The following is a 17,053-nucleotide window of genomic DNA, read 5'->3' on the forward strand; positions in this document are numbered from 1 at the left end:
TACGTGGCCGCCCAGTCCGCCCCTTGATGGGCGCGAGGCCGGACGCCGTTCCCGTTTCCGTCGCCGCCGCGTAAGCGGATACATGGATCGCGGCGACTGTGCTTTCAAGGTCTTGACACGAAAGCGTCATTGACCCGACGCACGACGCTCCCGACCCGCCGGGCCGGGAAGAATGGGCGGCGGAAACTCTGCCGCCACCCATGGAAAACGATCAGGCACCCGTGCCCGTGTCGTCGAGGCGCTCGCCATAGACGTAGATCGGCTTGGCCTTGCCGGCGATGACGTCGCCGGAAATCACCACTTCTGTCACGTCCTCGAGGTTCGGCAGCTCGTACATGGTTTCGAGCAGGATGCCCTCCATGATCGAGCGCAAACCACGGGCGCCGGTCTTGCGATCGATCGCCTTGCGGGCCACGGCGGAGAGCGCATCGTCCTGGAAGGAAAGCTTGACGTTCTCCATCTCGAACAGGCGCTGGTACTGCTTGACCAAGGCATTCTTCGGCTCGGTGAGGATGATCACCAGCGCCGCCTCGTCGAGATCCTCCAGCGTGGCAAGCACGGGGAGACGACCCACGAACTCGGGGATCAGGCCGAACTTCAGGAGATCTTCCGGCTCGACCTGAGCGAACAGCTCGCCGGTGCGCCGATCCTCGGGAGCGGTCACCTGCGCCTGGAAGCCGATCGAGGTCGACTTGCCGCGCGCCGAGATGATCTTCTCGAGGCCGGCGAAGGCGCCGCCGCAGATGAACAGGATGTTGGTGGTGTCGACCTGCAGGAACTCCTGCTGCGGATGCTTGCGCCCACCCTGGGGCGGCACAGAGGCCACGGTGCCTTCCATGATCTTGAGCAGGGCCTGCTGCACGCCCTCGCCCGACACGTCGCGGGTGATCGACGGGTTGTCGGACTTGCGCGAGATCTTGTCGACCTCGTCGATGTAGACGATGCCGCGCTGGGCACGCTCGACGTTGTAGTCGGCAGCCTGCAGCAGCTTCAGAATGATGTTCTCGACGTCCTCGCCGACGTAACCGGCTTCGGTCAGCGTCGTCGCGTCGGACATGGTGAACGGCACGTCGATGATGCGGGCGAGCGTCTGGGCGAGCAAGGTCTTGCCCGAGCCGGTCGGACCGATCAGCATGATGTTCGACTTGGCCAGCTCGACGTCGTTGTTCTTCGAGGCGTGATTGAGGCGCTTGTAGTGGTTGTGGACAGCCACAGCCAGCACCTTCTTGGCCTTGTCCTGGCCGATCACGTAGTCGTCGAGCACCTTGCGGATTTCCGAAGGCGTCGGCACGCCGTCGCGCGACTTCACGAGATTGGACTTCGACTCCTCACGGATGATGTCCATGCAGAGTTCAACGCATTCATCGCAAATGAACACCGTCGGTCCCGCGATGAGCTTGCGGACTTCATGCTGGCTCTTGCCGCAGAACGAACAGTAGAGGGTGTTCTTCGACTCGCCGCTAACCTTGGTCATCCAATCATTCCCGCTCGGTTGACGGACGGTCCGAGCCCGCCCCTGGGGGCGAGTATCGAACCGAACCTTCCCTCTCGAACCCTCTTCAGTGACCGAATCCGCCGGAACCGCCACATGCGCATGTTGCGCTCAAAGGACTCAAGATAGCTTTAACGTACCGATCTCAATGCACCGCCGCCTGCGGCGCCGGCAAACCTTCTTTCCTCAGGGCAGTTCGGGAACCGACCGCTTCGCGATCACATCGTCCACGAGCCCGAATGCCTTGGCCGCCTCGGCGTCCATGAAGTTGTCGCGCTCCAGCGCCTCTTCGACCGCAGCAAGATCGCGGCCGGTATGCTGGACGTAGATCTGGTTGAGGCGGCGCTTCAGCTTCAGGATCTCCTGGGCATGCAGCATGATGTCCGCCGCCTGGCCACGGAAGCCGCCGGACGGCTGGTGCACCATGATGCGCGCGTTGGGCAGCGAGAAGCGCATGCCCGGCTCGCCGGCGCAAAGAAGAAGCGACCCCATGGACGCGGCCTGGCCGATGCAGAGCGTCGCCACCTTCGGACGGATGAACTGCATGGTGTCGTAGATCGCAAGACCCGCCGTCACATAGCCGCCGGGAGAGTTGATGTAGAGGGAGATCTCCTTGTTGGGATTCTCCGACTCAAGGAACAGAAGCTGGGCGCTGACCAGCGTTGCGACTCCGTCGTCGATGCCGCCCGTTATGAAGATGATCCGCTCCTTGAGGAGGCGCGAGAAAATGTCATAGGCGCGCTCGCCACGGTTCGTCTGCTCGACGACCATCGGGACCAGCGTGCTCATGGTGAAATCGACAGGATCCTTCATACGTTCCCTCGGCGTTCGACGGACGAACCGCCCTCCCCACCCCGTCTTGGGGCTGCTTGGAACAGCGGTGGCGTCGCCAGCAAATCACTCTTGCCGTGATCGTTACATCCCAACCAGACGCTTGGCTACACCAAAGCCTCTGAATTTTCGGTGCATGGTGTACGGCTTCCCATGCCCCGCCTACCCCAGGGGAACCTCCCCATAAAGGCCACTTATGCATCGCCGGCAAACTCTGCAAGCGGTCGAAACGGCGCGCAGGGCTGCTCTCCTCAAAACGCAACCGGCCGGAGCGTCGCCGCCCCGGCCGCGTTGGTCTCGCAAGAATTACGGAGCGCCGATCAGACGGCGGGCTCTTCGTCGTCCTTGAACAGCTCTTCCTTGGTCACCGTCTTGTCGGTGACCTTGACCATCCCGAGAAGGACGTCGACCACCTTCTCCTCGAACACCGGCGCCTGCAGCGAGGCAAGCGCGTTGGCGTCGCGGCGGTAGAAGTCGAACACGGCCTTCTCCTGGCCCGGGAACTGGCGGGCACGCTCGATCAGCGCGCGCTGCAGCTCCTGCTCGTTGACCTGGACCTTCTCGCGCTCGCCGAACTTCGACAGGACGAGACCGAGACGAACGCGGCGCTCGGCGATCTTGAGATAGTCGGCGCGAGCCTTCTCCTCGGTGGTGTCCTCGTCCTCGAAGGTCTTGCCGGCAGACTTAATCTCGGCCTCGACCTGACCCCAGATCGCGTTGAACTCCTGCTCCACCAGCGTCGCCGGCAGCTCGAAGGAATACTGCGCGTCGAGAGCATCGAGCAGCTGGCGCTTCACCTTCTGGCGGGTCTGGCCGCCATTCTGGGACTCGATCTGCTGCTTGACGATGTCCTTCAGCGCATCAAGGCTGTCCATGCCGAGCGTCTTGGCCCAGTCGTCGTCGAGCTTGAGCTCGCCGGGGGCGGCAACCTCGAACACCTCGATGTCGAAGGTGGCCGGCTTGCCGGCGAGGTGCTTGGCCTGGTAATCCTCGGGGAAGGTCACTTCGATGACCTTCTTGTCGCCGACCTTGACGCCGATCAGCTGCTCCTCGAAGCCGGGGATGAAGCGGCCCTGACCGAGGAAGATGGCGGCGCGATCGTCGGCGCCACCGTCGAAGGGCTCGCCATCGATCTTGCCCAGGTAGGAAATGGTCAGCCGGTCGCCGTTCTCGGCGGCGGCGCCTTCCTCGCGGGCAACGTAGGAACGGGCGCCCTCGGCGATCTGGGTCAGACGCTCCTCGACTTCCGAATCGGCCACTTCGACGACCGGGCGCTCGATGGCGATGCCATCGACCGGCGCCAGCTCGAACTCCGGCACGATCTCGTAGGAGATGTCGTAGGCGAGGTCGAGGTCACCCGACAGGATCTTCTCGGCATCCTCGTCGGTAAGCTTGATCTGCGGCTGCATGGCAGCCTTCTCGGAACGCTCTTCGAGGGCCTTGTTCGAGGTCTCGCCGATCACGTTGTTGACGATCTCGGCCATGGCCGACTTGCCGTAGAGCTTCTTGAGGTGAGCCTTGGGAACCTTGCCGGGGCGGAAGCCGCGAATCTGGGCGCGTCCCTTGAGGTCCTCGAGATAGGCATCGAGCTTCTCAGCGAGTTCGGAGGCCGTGACGACGATCTTGAGCTCGCGCTTCAGGCCTTCGGTCGAGGTTTCAGTCACCTGCATGGATGTTTTCTTTCGTCTCTGATCCCGAGAACGCCCCAGAGACCGTTCCGGCGGTTCTCCCTGCCGAACCGGTCCGAAGAAGCGGTTCAATTCTGTCTTCACCACCGGCGGGACGCCACGGAGGCGTACCTGACACCGACCGCATCACCCTCGATCGCAGCGGGCCGATCTGGTGCGGGCGAAGGGACTTGAACCCCCACGGCTTTCGCCACTGGAACCTAAATCCAGCGTGTCTACCAATTCCACCACGCCCGCGATCCAACCGCGCCGACCATCGCCTCCGATGCTCGAAGCGGGGTCTCCATAGCAAACTTCCCCGCAGGCACAAAGCAAAAAGGGGAGGATTCGCGACGAACCTCCCCTTTGGTCGAGTTTGCCGGCTTTGGCGGGCTCAGGGCGCGGGCTGGCTGGCCGCCGCGTCCATCGCCAACGCGGCGCCCAACAGCTCGAAACTGTCGTGCCCGGACGCCTTGGCGAGCCCGGCCACCGTATCCTCGGCCGACCCGACTTCGACCCCGATCGCCTTGAGCCGACCGGTCACCGTCGCCTCGTCGGTGTGGGCAAGCGCGGCCAGCGCCGTCATCGAGGCATTGTTGAGCGCGCCGAACACGACGGCGCGGGGGTTGGTCGCCGTGGCGCCCGCGCCCTCATAGGCGAATGCGCCTGCGGCGGCGAGGCAGACGACCGTCGAAACCCACATGGCCGACCGCCGGAAGTAGTTGGCGAGCGTCCGCCAGTTGCGCCAGACGTGCAGCCCGAAGGGCACGATCAGGAACAACGACAGGATCTCGTGCATCTCGCGGAAATACTGCGCTCCAACGCCGAGAAAGAGCGCGACGCCGGAGACCAGGGAGATCAGGAACAGCCAGGTGGTCAGGGGCGTGGCATAGCGAAAGAGGATATCTTTGATCGACATGAGGGAAACTCGGAAAATGAAGAATAGATGGGAAAGCAGACCCTTGGTCTCCCTTTCCTCCTAGCACTCCTCAAAATCCGGATCCTCTCATCACGGTCGCGAAGTGTATCAAAGGGTATCGGCCGTTCCTTTGCGCTTCCGACTTGCCTTGCGCGACTTTTCCTCGGCCTTGACCGCTTCGCTTCGGCGAGCAACGGCGACCGCGGCGCGGCACCAGTCGAGGAACTCGTCAGGCTCGTCGTAAAGCCGCTCCGGCGCTCGCCAGTAAGGCATCTGAGCCGTCCGGCCATCCTTGGTAGTGTACTCGAACTGAGGACAATCCTCGGCGACGAAGCGGCTCCGTGTCTCGTCGTCCACCTTGAAGTAAAGACTGCCGTCGATCTCAAGGGCGAACACCATGCCGTCCTGATAGATCGAAAGCCCGCCGAACATCTTGCGGAACGTGACGCCGCCGAGTGGCTCCGTCAGTTCGCGCAAAAACTCCCTAAAGCCGTCATCCGCCATCGCCACTCTCCACACGCAAAGCTAACGGGAACATAAAGCGAACATACAAACACGTCCAGTCCCAAGAATGCGTGGTTCGCTTGCTTTTCTGGGATACATGCGTAAATTGTCCCCATGTCTGGACACATCAAAAAGTTTGCCGCATCGGCCCTGATTTACATGGTCACGCTGGTGACTCCCATGTCTGGGGTGATGGCCGGCGAGGCGGAAATCGCCCGTCTTGAGCATCTGTTCCATGCGCCGGAGCAGGCGGGCAGCCAGTTCTCCAAGTCGTTTCTCGCGGCAGTCCCCGCTGACAAGGTGTCCCAGATCGTCAGGCAGATGATCGATTCGTTTGGGACGCCGCGGGCGATCGTCCAAGACGGCGAGGACTATGCGGTCGAGACTGAAACCCACGCGATTCCCACCAAGGTGACCCTGGACAGCGACGGCATGATCGAAGGTCTGCTGTTTGAGCCGCCGGTGGCGCTCACCGCTTCCCTCGAAGAAACCCTGCAGAAGCTCGCGGGCCTCGCCGATACGGTGTCCTATACGGTCGAAGTTGATGGAGCGCCCCGCCATGAGCGCGACGCCGACCGCCCCCTTGCCGTCGGCTCGGCCTTCAAACTCGGCGTGCTGAAGGTTCTCGCCGATGACGTCGCGGCGGGACGCCACCAGTGGGAAGAGGTGGTGCGCCTTGCCATGGGCGACCGCTCGCTGCCATCGGGCGACCTTCGCCTCTACCCCGTCGGATCGCCCTTCACGCTGCACACCCTCGCGGCGGAGATGATCGCCCGTAGCGACAACACGGCGACGGACACGTTGATCCACGTGGTCGGCGCCGAGCGGGTCGCCGAGGTGCTCGGCCTCGATACGCTGCTGACCACACGGGCCCTGTTTCTACTGAAAGCCGACAAGAGCTTGGCCGACGCCTACATCTCGGGTTCGGCCGACGACCGGAAGGCCATCCTGAAGCAGCTGTCCGATCGCGATTTGCCGCCCGTGGCTGCGGCCTCCAGCCCCTATACGCCCGACCTCGAATGGATGATTCCCGTCCGGCGGCTTTGCAGCCTCGTCGTCGCGCTGTCCGATCTCGATGTCTTCGAGATCAACCCCGGCCCGGTCCGCCCCGGTTCGTGGCAGCGCGTCGCTTACAAGGGAGGCAGCGAAGCCGGCGTCCTCAACCTGACGGCCGCGCTGATCGGCCAGGACGACCGCACACACTGCCTGTCGGTGACGCTCAATGGCGACAAACCGATTGACGAAGCGACCGCCGCAGGCCTGTTCACCCGGGCAGCCGCCCAGCTCGCCACCGGAAAATAACGCGTCAGGCCTTGTCGAGCCCCATCTGCCAGAAGGCCGCCTCTAGCCGGCTCGCCTGCCCGAAGATGCCGGCGATCTGGCGAAAGCGCACGTCTCCCATCGCGCCACCGGACAGCGCATCGAGATGCTCGATGGTCGCGGCCGCCACCTGCTGGTAGCCGTCAGCGGCATACTCGGCGATCCAGGGCGCGTATGGGTTGCTCGCGTCAAGCGCTCCCGGAATCGCAGCCAGCCGACGCGCGATCACCCCGTAGCCGATCATGCAAGGCGCCAGCGCGACGTGGAGATCGAGGAGATCCCCGCGCACGCCCCAGTCGAGCACGAAGCGGGTGTAGGCCGTGGTCGGCATGTCCTCTTCGGATGTCTCGAGGTCGGCCGGCGTCAGCCCCCAGCCCTCGCAATACTTGACGTGCAGCGCCATCTCGCCATCGAGGATCGCCCGAAGACCATCGAGGCCATAGCGCATTTCCTCCATCGTCCGTCCCTTGTAGGCGGCAAGCGCGTAGGCGCGGGCGAACTGGATCAGGAACAGATAGTCCTGGACGAGATAGTGCCGGAACGCCGCCTCAGGCAGCGTGCCGGCCGCCATCATCTCCACGAAGGGATGCTCGACATAGGCGCGCCAGTCGTCGGCGCAGGACGCAACGAGGCGATCGAACAGGGTCATTCCGTCTCTCCCCTTGCCCAGGCGGCCTTGGTCTCGGCCTTGAACGCCTCGAAGCGTCCGGCTTCGATGGCATCGCGTATGCCCTGCATCAGCGACTGGTAGTAGGCGACGTTGACCCAGGTGAGCAGCATGGCGCCGAGCGCCTCGCCCGTGCGCACCAGATGATGGATGTAGGCACGTGAGTAGTCGCGCGCCGCCGGACAGTTCGATGTCGGGTCGATCGGCCGGGGATCGTCCATGTGCCGGGCGTTCTTGAAGTTGAGCTTGCCGAAGCGGGTGTAGGCGAGACCATGCCGGCCGGCGCGCGTCGGCATGACGCAGTCGAACTGGTCAATGCCGCGCGCCACGCTCTCGATGATATCGTCGGGCGTGCCGACGCCCATCAGATAGCGCGGCTTGTCGCGCGGCAGAACAGGATCGACGACGTCGATCATCTGCAGCATGACCGCCTGCGGTTCGCCGACGGCGAGCCCGCCGACCGAATAGCCCTCGAAGGGCATGGCCGCGAGTTCGCGGGCGCTCACTTCGCGCAGCGCCGGCACGTCGCCGCCCTGGACGATACCGTAGAGCCCCTGCCCTTTCCCCGGCCCGCCCATCGTCTCGAACTGCCGGCGCGACCGCTCGGCCCACCGGAGGCTCAACCGCATGCCGCGCTCGACTTCCCTTGGTTCGGCCGGCAGGCGAACGCATTCGTCGAGCTGCATCTGGATGTCGGAGCCGAGAAGTCCCTGAATCTCGATGGACCGTTCCGGCGTCAGTTCGTGACGACTGCCGTCGATGTGGCTCTGGAAGGTCACACCGCGCTCGTCCATCTTCCTGAGCTTGGCGAGCGACATCACCTGGAAGCCGCCGCTGTCGGTGAGGATGGTCTTGTCCCAGGTGGAGAACTTGTGCAGGCCGCCCAGCGCCGCCACCCGCTCGGCGCCGGGGCGCAGCATCAGATGATAGGTGTTGCCGAGCACGACGTCGGCGCCGGTCGCCTTCACGTCGTCCATGAACATCGCCTTCACCGTTCCGAGCGTGCCGACCGGCATGAAGGCCGGCGTGCGGACGACGCCATGCGGCGTGACGATCTCGCCACGGCGCGCCCGACCGTCGGTCGCAAGCAGGCGAAAGGAAAAGGGCTGGGTCATGGGCTGGGCTTTGCTCTCCGGGCGTCTTTTTCAGAACGCCTTGTTTCCCGCCCCTCTCTCCAACTCTCCCCCACAAGGGGGGAGAGGGCGCCAGTTGGTTCCCACTAGAACCTATCCGTAGGCAAGCGTGCCCTCTGATCGGTTCGACAGGCCCTCTCCCCCCTTGTGGGGGAGAGTTGGAGAGAGGGGTATCGTTCCGCCCGCAATAGCGAAAAACACCGTCGGCAACAACGTCTCTCAGAGAGCGTTTTGAGATTCGCTCCGGCGAGTCGGCAGGCCCGACTTTCAAGAACCGGAGCCCTGCAGACATTCGATCCGTGAGCACCGGAGCAGAATTTCCAATCGGCCTCTCAGCTCCGGAGCAGCCTATAGATCGCCGGAATGACCAGCACGGTGAGCAGCGTCGACGACGCGAGACCAAACAGGAGCGAGATGGCGAGCCCCTGGAAGATCGGATCGGTCAGGATCACCGCCGCGCCGATCATAGCAGCGAGTGCCGTGAGCAGGATCGGCTTGAAGCGGATCGAGCCGGCCTCGATCAGGATGTCGGCGAGCGGACGTTGCGCGGTATGCGGCACGCCCTCCTCGTCCTTGACCGTCACCTCGCGCGGCGCGTGCCGGATGAAGTCGACGAGCAGGATCGAGTTGCGTACGATGATGCCGGCGAGCGCGATGAAGCCGATCATCGATGTCGCGGTGAACGGCGCATGGAACAGCCAGTGGCCGCCGAGAATACCGATGAAGGTCAGCGGAATCGGCGTCAGGATCACCAGCGGCAGCTTGAACGAACCGAACTGCGCCACCACGAGGATATAGATGCCGAGCACGGCGATGGCGAAGGCCGCGCCCATGTCGCGGAAGGTCACCCACGTCACTTCCCATTCGCCATCCCAGAGCAAGGTCGACTTGCTCTCGTCGGCCGGCTGACCATGCAGCGCAACGACGGGCTTCTCAAGCCCCGTCCAGTCCTGGCGGTCGAGCGCCTCCTGAACGGCGAGCATGCCGTAGAGCGGCGCCTCGTAGGCGCCGGCAAGCTCGGCCGTGACCATCTCGGCGAAGCGGCCGTTGTGCCGGAAGATCGGGAAGGAGGCTTTTTCTTCCCTCACCCGCACGACGTCGCCAAGCTCGACGACACCTCGGTCGCCCGGTAAAACGTTGGCCGGAATCGGTGTGGTGAGCGCCGTCTCGTCGAGCACCTTCTGGCCCTTGGGTCGCGCAACGACGATGGGAATGGCCGCCCGCCCGTCGCCACGATGCGAGTAACCGACCGTTGACGAGCCGCCCAGGATGGCAAGCGTGTCGAACACGTCGCTTTCCTGGACGTGGAAGAAGTCGAGATCATCGGTGGAAATGGTGACCCGCATCCGCTTGGCCGGGTCGCCGAAAGAGTTGTCGACGTCGACGATGAAAGGAACTTCGCGGAAGGCGGCCTCGACCTTCTCGGCCGTCCGACGCCGCGTGTCGGCGGTTGGCCCATAGATTTCCGCCAACAGCGTCGCCATCACCGGCGGTCCGGGCGGCGGCTCGACCACCTTGAGCGAGGTACCGGCCGGAACCGGCAGTGCATTGACGCGATGGCGCAGCTCCAGGGCAATGTCGTGCGAAGCCCTGTCGCGATCGCCCTTGGGAGTCAGGTTGACCTGGACGTCGCCGAGCTGCGGCTCGGCGCGCAGATAGGAATGGCGGACAAGGCCGTTGAAGTTGAATGGCGCGGCGGCGCCAGCGTGGGTCTGGACCGACACCACTTCGGGCAAGTCGAGCGCCGCTTTCGCCACCGCTTGGGCAACGGCATCCGTCGCCTCCACCGACGATCCCTCGGGCAGGTCGATGGTGACCGCGAGCTCCGCCTTGTTGTCGAAGGGCAAGAGCTTCACGGTGACATGCTTGGTGTAGAAAAGGCTCAGAGAACCAAGCGTCAGCACGCCCACCGCAAGGAGGAAGGCAAGACTCCGCCCCTTGCTTGCCAAGATCGGCCGGGCCACGGCCGCATAGGCCTTGCCCAGCGCCCCACCGGCGCTGTCGCCCTGATGGTGATGGGCCGAGCCGCCACCCGTCACCTTCAGCATCAGCCAGGGCGTCACGATCACCGCCACGAAGAAGGAGAAGATCATCGCCGCCGACGCGTTGGCCGGAATCGGGCTCATGTAGGGGCCCATCATCCCGGAAACGAAAAGCATCGGAAGAAGCGCCGCCACGACCGTCAGCGTTGCGACGATGGTCGGGTTGCCGACCTCGGCGACGGCCTCGATCGCGCTCTGGCGCCGGCTGATGCCCTTGCCCATCGCCGCGTGACGGGCAATGTTTTCGATGACGACGATGGCGTCGTCCACCAGGATGCCGATGGAGAAGATCAGTGCGAACAACGACACGCGGTTGAGCGTGTAGCCCATCACCTTGGCGGCGAACAACGTGAGCAGGATGGTGACCGGGATCACCACGGCCACCACCACGGCCTCGCGGAACCCGATGGCCACCCAGACCAGGGCAATGATCGACAGCGTTGCAAGACCGAGATGGAAGAGAAGCTCGTTGGCCTTCTCGTTGGCGGTGTCGCCGTAGTCGCGTGTCACCTCGACGGAGAGGCTGTCGGGAATGAGGTTGCCCTTGAGGCCTTCGACACGCGCGAGAATGTCGTGGGCGACGGTCACCGCGTTGGCGCCCGCGCGCTTGGCAACCGCCAGGGTCACCGACGGCAGTCGTTCCAGCGAACCGTCGGCCGCCTTGCGGACGGTGGAAACGTAGAGATCGGCCGTATCCTGAACGAAGGAAACGTCGGCGACATCGCGCACGTAAACGGGCCGGCTGTCGCGGGTCGTCAGCAGGAGGTTGGCGATTTCCGCTGGCGATTGCAGGGTTTCGCCCGCCACCACCTGGATTTCGTTGCCGTCCTTGCGCACGGTGCCGGCTGGAAACGACCGGTTGGCGGCGGTGACCTTGGCCGACAGCTGTTGCAGCGTCACGCCATAAAGGGCAAGCCGGTCGGGATCGGGCGCAACCCGAATGGCGTCGCCGGTCTCTCCGACCAGATAGGTCAGCCCGACATCCTCGACCTTGGCGATCTCGCTCCGCAGTTCGTGGGCGACGCGCGTCAGGTCGGCAGCGGTCACGGAGCCGGCCACCTCGGGCTTCGGCGACAGTGTCAGGGTGACGATGGCGACGTCGTCGATGCCGCGGCCGACAATCCTCGGCTCGGCGATTCCCACGGGTATGCGATCGAGATTTGCCCTGATCCGATCGTGCACGCGCAGCACGGCCGCATCGGCCGAGGTGCCGACAAGGAAGCGCGCGGTAACGAGGACCTGCTCGTCGTAGGTCTGGGAATAGACGTGCTCGACCCCGTTGATGGCCTTGACGATGGTCTCGAGAGGTTCGGTGATCAGCTTCTCGGCGTCCTCGGCATTGAGACCGGGCGCCGATACGTGAATGTCGACCATCGGCACGGAAATCTGCGGTTCTTCCTCGCGCGGCAGTGTGACGAGCGCGACGAGGCCCACAGCAAAGGCGGCCAACAGAAACAGCGGCGTCAGTGCCGAGCCGATGAAGGCGCGGGTAAGATGGCCGGCTATACCGAGTTTCATGGCAGCACCACCGCATCGCCGGCGGAAAGGCCGGACAGGATTTCCACATCGTCGCCATGTCGCTCGCCGAGCACCACGGTCCGGTCGCTCTCCACGCCATCCGCGGCGACTCGCAGCGTATCGATGCCGGAGCGGCTGACGACGGCCGAAGCCGGCACCAGCATGGCCTGACGCTTGCCGACCGGTACACGGACGAGAAGGCGGGCATCAACGAACTCGGTGGGAAGCCCCTGCACTTCGACGTCGGCGGTCACGCGGCCGCCTTCGATCAGCGGATAGATCTTGGCAAGCCGCCCCTCCAGGGCTCCGTTCGCCGTCTCCACCGCGAGCGAGGCGCCCATTTCAAGCAGGTCGGCATGGCGCTCGGGGATCGAAAGCCGCAGGAAAAAGCCGCCGCCGCCCAACTTTGCGACGGTCTCTCCGGCCATCACCACCGAGCCCTTGGTCACCGGCACGGTCAGGACCTTGCCGTCGCTGGGCGCCAGCACGTCCCCCTCGGCGCCCTGCTGGACGACCACTTGGCGCTGCGCCTCGGCGGCGGCGATCTGGTTGCGGAACACATCGACCTGGGTGCGCAGCTGATCGAGCCGCTGGCTGGTGCTGACGCCCTTCTCGACCAGCGTCTGGCCGCGCGCAAGTTCGGCCTCCGCGTTCTGAAGCTGCGCGACAAGCGCCTTCAACTGGGCGTCGAGGGCGGAGATCTGAAAGTCGACCTTGTCGTCGCGCACGACTGCGATGCGCTGCCCTCCCTTCACCGTGTCGCCCTCGGAAACATCGAGCGACACCAGGGTGCCGCCGACGCGAGCGCGAGCGGCAAGACTGTCGCGCGCCTCAACGCGGCCATAGACCGCCTTCCATTCCGGGACGGCGACCGGCTGGACGACGAACGTTTCCGCCTCCGCCAGTGAGACGAGGCTGAGCGAAACGAGCCCGGCTAGGAAGAGGCGCATCACGAACTCCCGATCAGAAGGCGGTGCCGGACTTGATACCGAGCTTGCGGAACACGATTGCCGCCGGACAGAACCCGGTGAAGGCCGACTGGATGAGGTTGAAGCCGACGAAAGCCGTCAGCCAGACGAAATACGGCGAAACGAAATAGGTGAGCAGCAGCGAGACAAGCAGCACGCTGCCGGCGAAGGCGAGAACGGCGCGATCAAGGGTCATCGGTCATCTCCGTCAAGAGTTTATATTATAATATACTCATATACAGAAACGCACCAAAGATGCAAGCGCTTCTCCACCCTCTTCGGCATACGGCTGGGCGACTGTGGTCACGCAGTGCCAGCATCCGCGACAAGCTGGATCAGCGAGGGGCTGCCGTCAATCATCCATCCGACTGCAAATCCGAGTATTTGTATAGTTATTTCATCAGGATAACATGACGAGACATCTCTCCGGCACGACGCGGATAGACCAGATGGCAAGCCGCCGAGGCAGTCAACTTCGATCACTTTTTCCGCCGGTTTGATGATAGCCTCCGGCCCCGAATCTCGGAGAGGAACGCATGGCCATAGCCTTCGACATCGGCGGAACGAAAATCGCGGCAGCGCAGGTCGGCGCCGATCTGACGGCCAGCGAAATCGGCCGCGTTCCGACGCCCACGCGCGACTATGACGCCTTTTGCGCCGCCATTGCCGATCTCGCCGGGCAAAGTGACGAACCGATTGGAATCTCCATAGCCGGCGTCGTCGATCCTCGCGACGGTCGGCTGACGGTCGCCAACATCCCCTGCGCCGACGGCAAGCCTCTCACCGCCGACCTTGAGGCAAGCCTGGGCCGCCGCGTGCGGGTGCTCAATGACGCCAAGGCCTTTGCTCTCGCGGAAGCCACCGTCGGCCTCGGCAAGGGACATGCTTCGGTCTTCGCCGTAATCATCGGCACCGGAATCGGCGGCGCCTTCGTTCTGAATGGACGGCTTGTCATGGGCGCAACAGGAAGCGCCGGCGAATGGGGGCATGGGCCTGCGGCCGCTGCGCGCACTGGCGCTGCCCTGCCGGTCGTCCGCTGCGGCTGCGGCCAGCCCGGTTGCGTCGACACGCTGGGCGGCGCCCGCGGCCTCGAGCGGCTTCACCGCCATCTCTCAGGCATCGAGGCGGACACTCCGGCGATTCTCGCCGCTTGGCAGCAGGGCGAACCGGACGCCGTTCGCACGCTCGACGTCTATCTCGACGTCGTCGGCGGCGCGCTCGCCAATACCGTCAACATCCTCGATCCCGACATCGTTCCGATCGGCGGCGGCCTTGCTCGCAATGCGGCCCTCGTCGCCGCCATAGACGCCGAAGTCCGCTCCCGCACGCTCGGCCGCCGCGCAACGACACTCTGCGTGCCTACCGAGACCGGCCCGGAGAAAGGCCTCATCGGCGCCGCCATCCACGTTTCGGAAACACCCCTGCCATGACCATCCGTCTAGAAGTGTGCATCGACGACGTTGCCGGCCTCGCCGCCTGCGCCGCTGGCGGGGCCGATCGCGTCGAACTCTGTTCGGCGCTCGATCTCGGAGGTCTCACCCCCTCACCCGGCCTCATTTCCGCCGCCGCCAAGTCCACGGTGCCGGTGCGCGCCATGATCCGCCCACGCGCTGGCGACTTCCGCTACACCGACACAGAGGTGGACGTCATGCTCGCCGATATCGCGGCGGTGCGGGAGGCGGGTCTTGCCGGCGTGGTGCTCGGGGCAACGGCGGCCGAGAATGCACTCGACATCGCTGTGCTCGCCCGTCTCGTCGAGGCGGCCGGTCCTCTCGGCAAGACACTGCACCGCGCCGTCGATCTGCTCCCGGATCCCGTTACCGCCGTCGACATTGCCGTCGACCTCGGCTTCGACTGCATCCTGACATCCGGCGGAGCGCTCGCCGCCGAGACCGGGGCCGCCGTCATCGCCGCCATGGTCGATCGCGCCGCCGGCCGTATCGACATCATGGCCGGCAGCGGCGTTCGTCCTGAGAACGCATCCGCCATCCACCGAAACACGCATGTCCCCTGGCTGCATTCGTCCTGCGGGCGCGCTGAAGCCAACGGCGACGACATCCGCCACTTCGGCTTCGGGCCGAGCGAGCGGCGCCTGACCGACATTGATCGTATCCGGACGCTGAAGGCGGCCGCGATGTCTGGAGAACCTTTGTGATCCTCAGCGACAATCTCAGGGGCGCTCTGCTCGCCGTCTGTGCTTTCGGCATTTTCTCGGTCGCCGACACCATCGTCAAATACGAGAGCCAGTTCATGCCCGTCGCCGCCGTGACGGCGATGATCACCGGCGTCGCAACAGTGTTGATCGCCCTTTACGGCTTCGGCATCCGTCAGGGACGCGCGCTCATACCGGTAACGCCAGCCTTCACGCTTGGCCGGGGCGCACTCCTCGCCAGCGAGACCGCGATCATCTATTACGCCTTCACCATCATTCCGCTCGCCGATGTCTACGTTCTTACCTTTCTCACGCCGATCTTCGTCTCGCTGATCGCTATCGTCGGCCTCGGAGAACGCCCCTCGCCTCTGGTGGCTATCGGTGTCATGCTCGGGTTCGTCGGCGTTCTCGTTGCATTTCGCCCCGGCGCCATGGGCTTTGGCCTCGGCCATTTCGCCGCCGCCGGATCGGCGCTCATCTTTGCGGTGACGCTGGTGATGATCCGCATAGCACCGCCGCGCGAATCCGATCTGGCGCTGGTCATCTGCCCGATGATCATCCTTGCCCTCGGCAGCGGCGTCATGACCGTGCTGACCACGGGCTTCCCGGTGCCCTCGATCGGAAACCTGGCGCTCGTCCTCCTCGCTGGATTCTGCCTTTTCGCCGGCAATCTCCTGATCGTCCGGGCCTATCGAGTTGGCGCCGCCTCCTTCGTCGCCCCGTTCCAGTATTGCCTGATCTTCTGGGGCGCGTTCAACGGCTGGCTGGTGTTCAGCGAGTCCGTCGAGCTGTTCACCTGGATCGGCGCGGCCATCATCATAGCTGCCGGCCTGATCGTCTTGCGGTCCGACCGGGCTGGTGCTTGACCGAATCCGGCAAGGTCGCGGCCTGACCATGTCCGCCTAAAGCTTGATGCAGGCGGATTCGCGCGTTAGCTTGCCCTGAGGGCCAGGATGACAACGTAATCATACGACAAACTCTTTCTCTGGGAGGGGAACGCCATGACTAAGCTCGAGGAAACGGTCGCGATCGTCACAGGCGCCGGCCGGGGCATCGGACGGGAGATCGCTCTTCATCAGGCCCGCGCCGGCGCCAAGGTCGCGGTTCTCGCCCGCACCGCGCGGGAGATCGAGGAGACCGCCGCCCTGATCGCCGCCGAAGGCGGAAAGGCGATCGCCCTCCCCGTCGATCTCGTCGACCGCGCCGCCGTCGAAGCGGCCGTCGCCCGCGTTTCCAGCGAACTCGGCCCCATCGACACCCTCGTCAACAACCACGGCTCGTTCCGGGCCTTCGGGCCGATCTGGGACTGCGATCCCGAGACTTGGTGGGCAGATATCGAGATCAACCTGCGCGGCACCTTCCACACCTGCCGGGCCGTGGCGCCGGCCATGCGCGATCGGGGACGCGGACGCATCGTCAATCTGGTCGGCGGCGGCACCGGCACCAGCTTTCCCAACGGCTCCGGCTACGCCTCCAGCAAGGCGGCGATCATGCGCTTCACCGAATGCTTCAACGACACGGTGAAGGATGCCGGCGTCCTGGCTTTCGCCGTCGATCCGGGCCTCGTGCGCACCGCCATGACCGAGCTCCAGCTTTACTCGGACGAGGGCAAGAAGCACCTGCCCGACATCGAGCGGCTGTTCGACGACGGCGTGAACATTCCGCCGAGCCGGGCCGCGGCCCTCATCGCCGACATCGCCGCCGGACGCTTCGACAAGCTAGCCGGGCGCATGCTTCGCGGTGTTGAGGATCGCGACGCACTGGAAAAGGCGATGGACGATCTCGTCGCCACCGACGGCCGAGCATTGAGACTGACGCGCCTCGACATATGAGCGAAGCG

The 17,053-nt window shown here is 64.6% G+C and carries 15 protein-coding genes and 1 tRNA gene; 5 read left to right on the top strand and 11 right to left on the bottom strand.

Translation table 11 applies throughout. The annotated features are described in order from the left end of the window. Positions 1-211: 211 nt before the first annotated feature. The 6 genes from clpX to M4J39_RS03970 form a co-directional block, all read right to left on the bottom strand. Entirely contained in the window at positions 212-1,474 is a 1,263-nt protein-coding gene (gene clpX / locus M4J39_RS03945; RefSeq protein WP_251726482.1) for an ATP-dependent Clp protease ATP-binding subunit ClpX, read from the bottom strand. 204 nt (positions 1,475-1,678) lie between these two features. Then, positions 1,679-2,305: an ATP-dependent Clp protease proteolytic subunit gene (locus tag M4J39_RS03950; RefSeq protein ID WP_251726483.1), complete on the bottom strand. Its 627-nt coding sequence runs from the start codon at positions 2,303-2,305 to the stop codon at positions 1,679-1,681. A gap of 338 nt (positions 2,306-2,643) precedes the next feature. Continuing rightward, positions 2,644-3,993, bottom strand: coding sequence for a trigger factor (tig, locus tag M4J39_RS03955; RefSeq protein WP_251726484.1), 1,350 nt, complete (start codon positions 3,991-3,993; stop codon positions 2,644-2,646). 170 nt (positions 3,994-4,163) lie between these two features. Continuing rightward, positions 4,164-4,248: transfer RNA gene (locus M4J39_RS03960), tRNA-Leu, on the bottom strand. Between the two features lie 136 nt (positions 4,249-4,384). Next, the gene (locus tag M4J39_RS03965; protein ID WP_251726485.1) at positions 4,385-4,909 is read right to left on the bottom strand and encodes a DUF4405 domain-containing protein; all 525 of its coding nucleotides are present in this window, start codon (positions 4,907-4,909) and stop codon (positions 4,385-4,387) included. 108 nt (positions 4,910-5,017) lie between these two features. Continuing rightward, complete coding sequence (locus M4J39_RS03970; protein ID WP_251726486.1) at positions 5,018-5,413, bottom strand: TfoX/Sxy family protein; 396 nt, start codon at positions 5,411-5,413, stop codon at positions 5,018-5,020. Between the two features lie 180 nt (positions 5,414-5,593). On the opposite strand from M4J39_RS03970, the gene M4J39_RS03975 reads away from it, so the two are divergent. Further along, positions 5,594-6,715: a serine hydrolase gene (locus tag M4J39_RS03975; protein ID WP_251726487.1), complete on the top strand. Its 1,122-nt coding sequence runs from the start codon at positions 5,594-5,596 to the stop codon at positions 6,713-6,715. A gap of 4 nt (positions 6,716-6,719) precedes the next feature. Here the strand turns inward: M4J39_RS03975 and tenA are convergent, their stop codons facing one another. From tenA to M4J39_RS04000, 5 genes are all read right to left on the bottom strand, one after another. Further along, positions 6,720-7,382 carry a thiaminase II gene (gene tenA / locus M4J39_RS03980; RefSeq protein WP_251726488.1) on the bottom strand — a complete coding sequence of 221 codons (663 nt, stop codon included), beginning with the start codon at positions 7,380-7,382 and terminating at the stop codon, positions 6,720-6,722. Further along, a complete protein-coding gene (gene tgt, locus M4J39_RS03985) occupies positions 7,379-8,515 on the bottom strand; it encodes a tRNA guanosine(34) transglycosylase Tgt (RefSeq protein WP_251726489.1) in 1,137 nt (378 codons plus the stop codon). Before tgt ends, tenA begins: the two co-directional genes overlap by 4 nt. 350 nt (positions 8,516-8,865) lie before the next feature. Further along, positions 8,866-12,093 carry an efflux RND transporter permease subunit gene (locus M4J39_RS03990; protein ID WP_251726490.1) on the bottom strand — a complete coding sequence of 1,076 codons (3,228 nt, stop codon included), beginning with the start codon at positions 12,091-12,093 and terminating at the stop codon, positions 8,866-8,868. Beyond that, positions 12,090-13,043, bottom strand: a complete 954-nt coding sequence (locus M4J39_RS03995; RefSeq protein ID WP_251726491.1) for an efflux RND transporter periplasmic adaptor subunit — start codon at positions 13,041-13,043, stop codon at positions 12,090-12,092. Before M4J39_RS03995 ends, M4J39_RS03990 begins: the two co-directional genes overlap by 4 nt. 13 nt (positions 13,044-13,056) lie before the next feature. Further along, positions 13,057-13,257 carry a DUF2892 domain-containing protein gene (locus M4J39_RS04000; protein WP_251726492.1) on the bottom strand — a complete coding sequence of 67 codons (201 nt, stop codon included), beginning with the start codon at positions 13,255-13,257 and terminating at the stop codon, positions 13,057-13,059. A 340-nt stretch (positions 13,258-13,597) separates the two neighbouring features. Between M4J39_RS04000 and M4J39_RS04005 the strand changes: the two genes are divergently transcribed. From M4J39_RS04005 to M4J39_RS04020, 4 genes are all read left to right on the top strand, one after another. Further along, positions 13,598-14,491, top strand: a complete 894-nt coding sequence (locus M4J39_RS04005) for an ROK family protein (protein ID WP_251726493.1) — start codon at positions 13,598-13,600, stop codon at positions 14,489-14,491. After that, on the top strand, positions 14,488-15,216 hold the full coding sequence (locus tag M4J39_RS04010; protein WP_251726494.1) for a copper homeostasis protein CutC: 729 nt from the start codon (positions 14,488-14,490) through the stop codon (positions 15,214-15,216). Before M4J39_RS04005 ends, M4J39_RS04010 begins: the two co-directional genes overlap by 4 nt. Next, the gene (locus M4J39_RS04015; RefSeq protein ID WP_251726495.1) at positions 15,213-16,079 is read left to right on the top strand and encodes an EamA family transporter; all 867 of its coding nucleotides are present in this window, start codon (positions 15,213-15,215) and stop codon (positions 16,077-16,079) included. Before M4J39_RS04010 ends, M4J39_RS04015 begins: the two co-directional genes overlap by 4 nt. A 135-nt stretch (positions 16,080-16,214) precedes the next feature. Beyond that, positions 16,215-17,045, top strand: coding sequence for an SDR family NAD(P)-dependent oxidoreductase (locus M4J39_RS04020; RefSeq protein WP_251726496.1), 831 nt, complete (start codon positions 16,215-16,217; stop codon positions 17,043-17,045). Positions 17,046-17,053 lie beyond the last annotated feature (8 nt).

Source organism: Pleomorphomonas sp. NRK KF1 (genome assembly GCF_023721755.1).
Taxonomy (GTDB): Bacteria; Pseudomonadota; Alphaproteobacteria; order Rhizobiales; family Pleomorphomonadaceae; genus Pleomorphomonas.

Bases quoted from the DNA above. Each gene is read 5' to 3' on its own strand.
- M4J39_RS04020 (WP_251726496.1), top strand. From the start codon at position 16,215: ATGACTAAGCTCGAGGAAACGGTCGCGATCGTCACAGGCGCCGGCCGG.
- tenA (WP_251726488.1), bottom strand. From the start codon at position 7,382: ATGACCCTGTTCGATCGCCTCGTTGCGTCCTGCGCCGACGACTGGCGC.
- tgt (WP_251726489.1), bottom strand. From the start codon at position 8,515: ATGACCCAGCCCTTTTCCTTTCGCCTGCTTGCGACCGACGGTCGGGCG.
- clpX (WP_251726482.1), bottom strand. From the start codon at position 1,474: ATGACCAAGGTTAGCGGCGAGTCGAAGAACACCCTCTACTGTTCGTTC.
- M4J39_RS04010 (WP_251726494.1), top strand. From the start codon at position 14,488: ATGACCATCCGTCTAGAAGTGTGCATCGACGACGTTGCCGGCCTCGCC.
- tig (WP_251726484.1), bottom strand. From the start codon at position 3,993: ATGCAGGTGACTGAAACCTCGACCGAAGGCCTGAAGCGCGAGCTCAAG.
- M4J39_RS03995 (WP_251726491.1), bottom strand. From the start codon at position 13,043: ATGCGCCTCTTCCTAGCCGGGCTCGTTTCGCTCAGCCTCGTCTCACTG.
- M4J39_RS03950 (WP_251726483.1), bottom strand. From the start codon at position 2,305: ATGAAGGATCCTGTCGATTTCACCATGAGCACGCTGGTCCCGATGGTC.
- M4J39_RS04005 (WP_251726493.1), top strand. From the start codon at position 13,598: ATGGCCATAGCCTTCGACATCGGCGGAACGAAAATCGCGGCAGCGCAG.
- M4J39_RS03970 (WP_251726486.1), bottom strand. From the start codon at position 5,413: ATGGCGGATGACGGCTTTAGGGAGTTTTTGCGCGAACTGACGGAGCCA.
- M4J39_RS03990 (WP_251726490.1), bottom strand. From the start codon at position 12,093: ATGAAACTCGGTATAGCCGGCCATCTTACCCGCGCCTTCATCGGCTCG.
- M4J39_RS04000 (WP_251726492.1), bottom strand. From the start codon at position 13,257: ATGACCCTTGATCGCGCCGTTCTCGCCTTCGCCGGCAGCGTGCTGCTT.
- M4J39_RS03965 (WP_251726485.1), bottom strand. From the start codon at position 4,909: ATGTCGATCAAAGATATCCTCTTTCGCTATGCCACGCCCCTGACCACC.
- M4J39_RS03975 (WP_251726487.1), top strand. From the start codon at position 5,594: ATGTCTGGGGTGATGGCCGGCGAGGCGGAAATCGCCCGTCTTGAGCAT.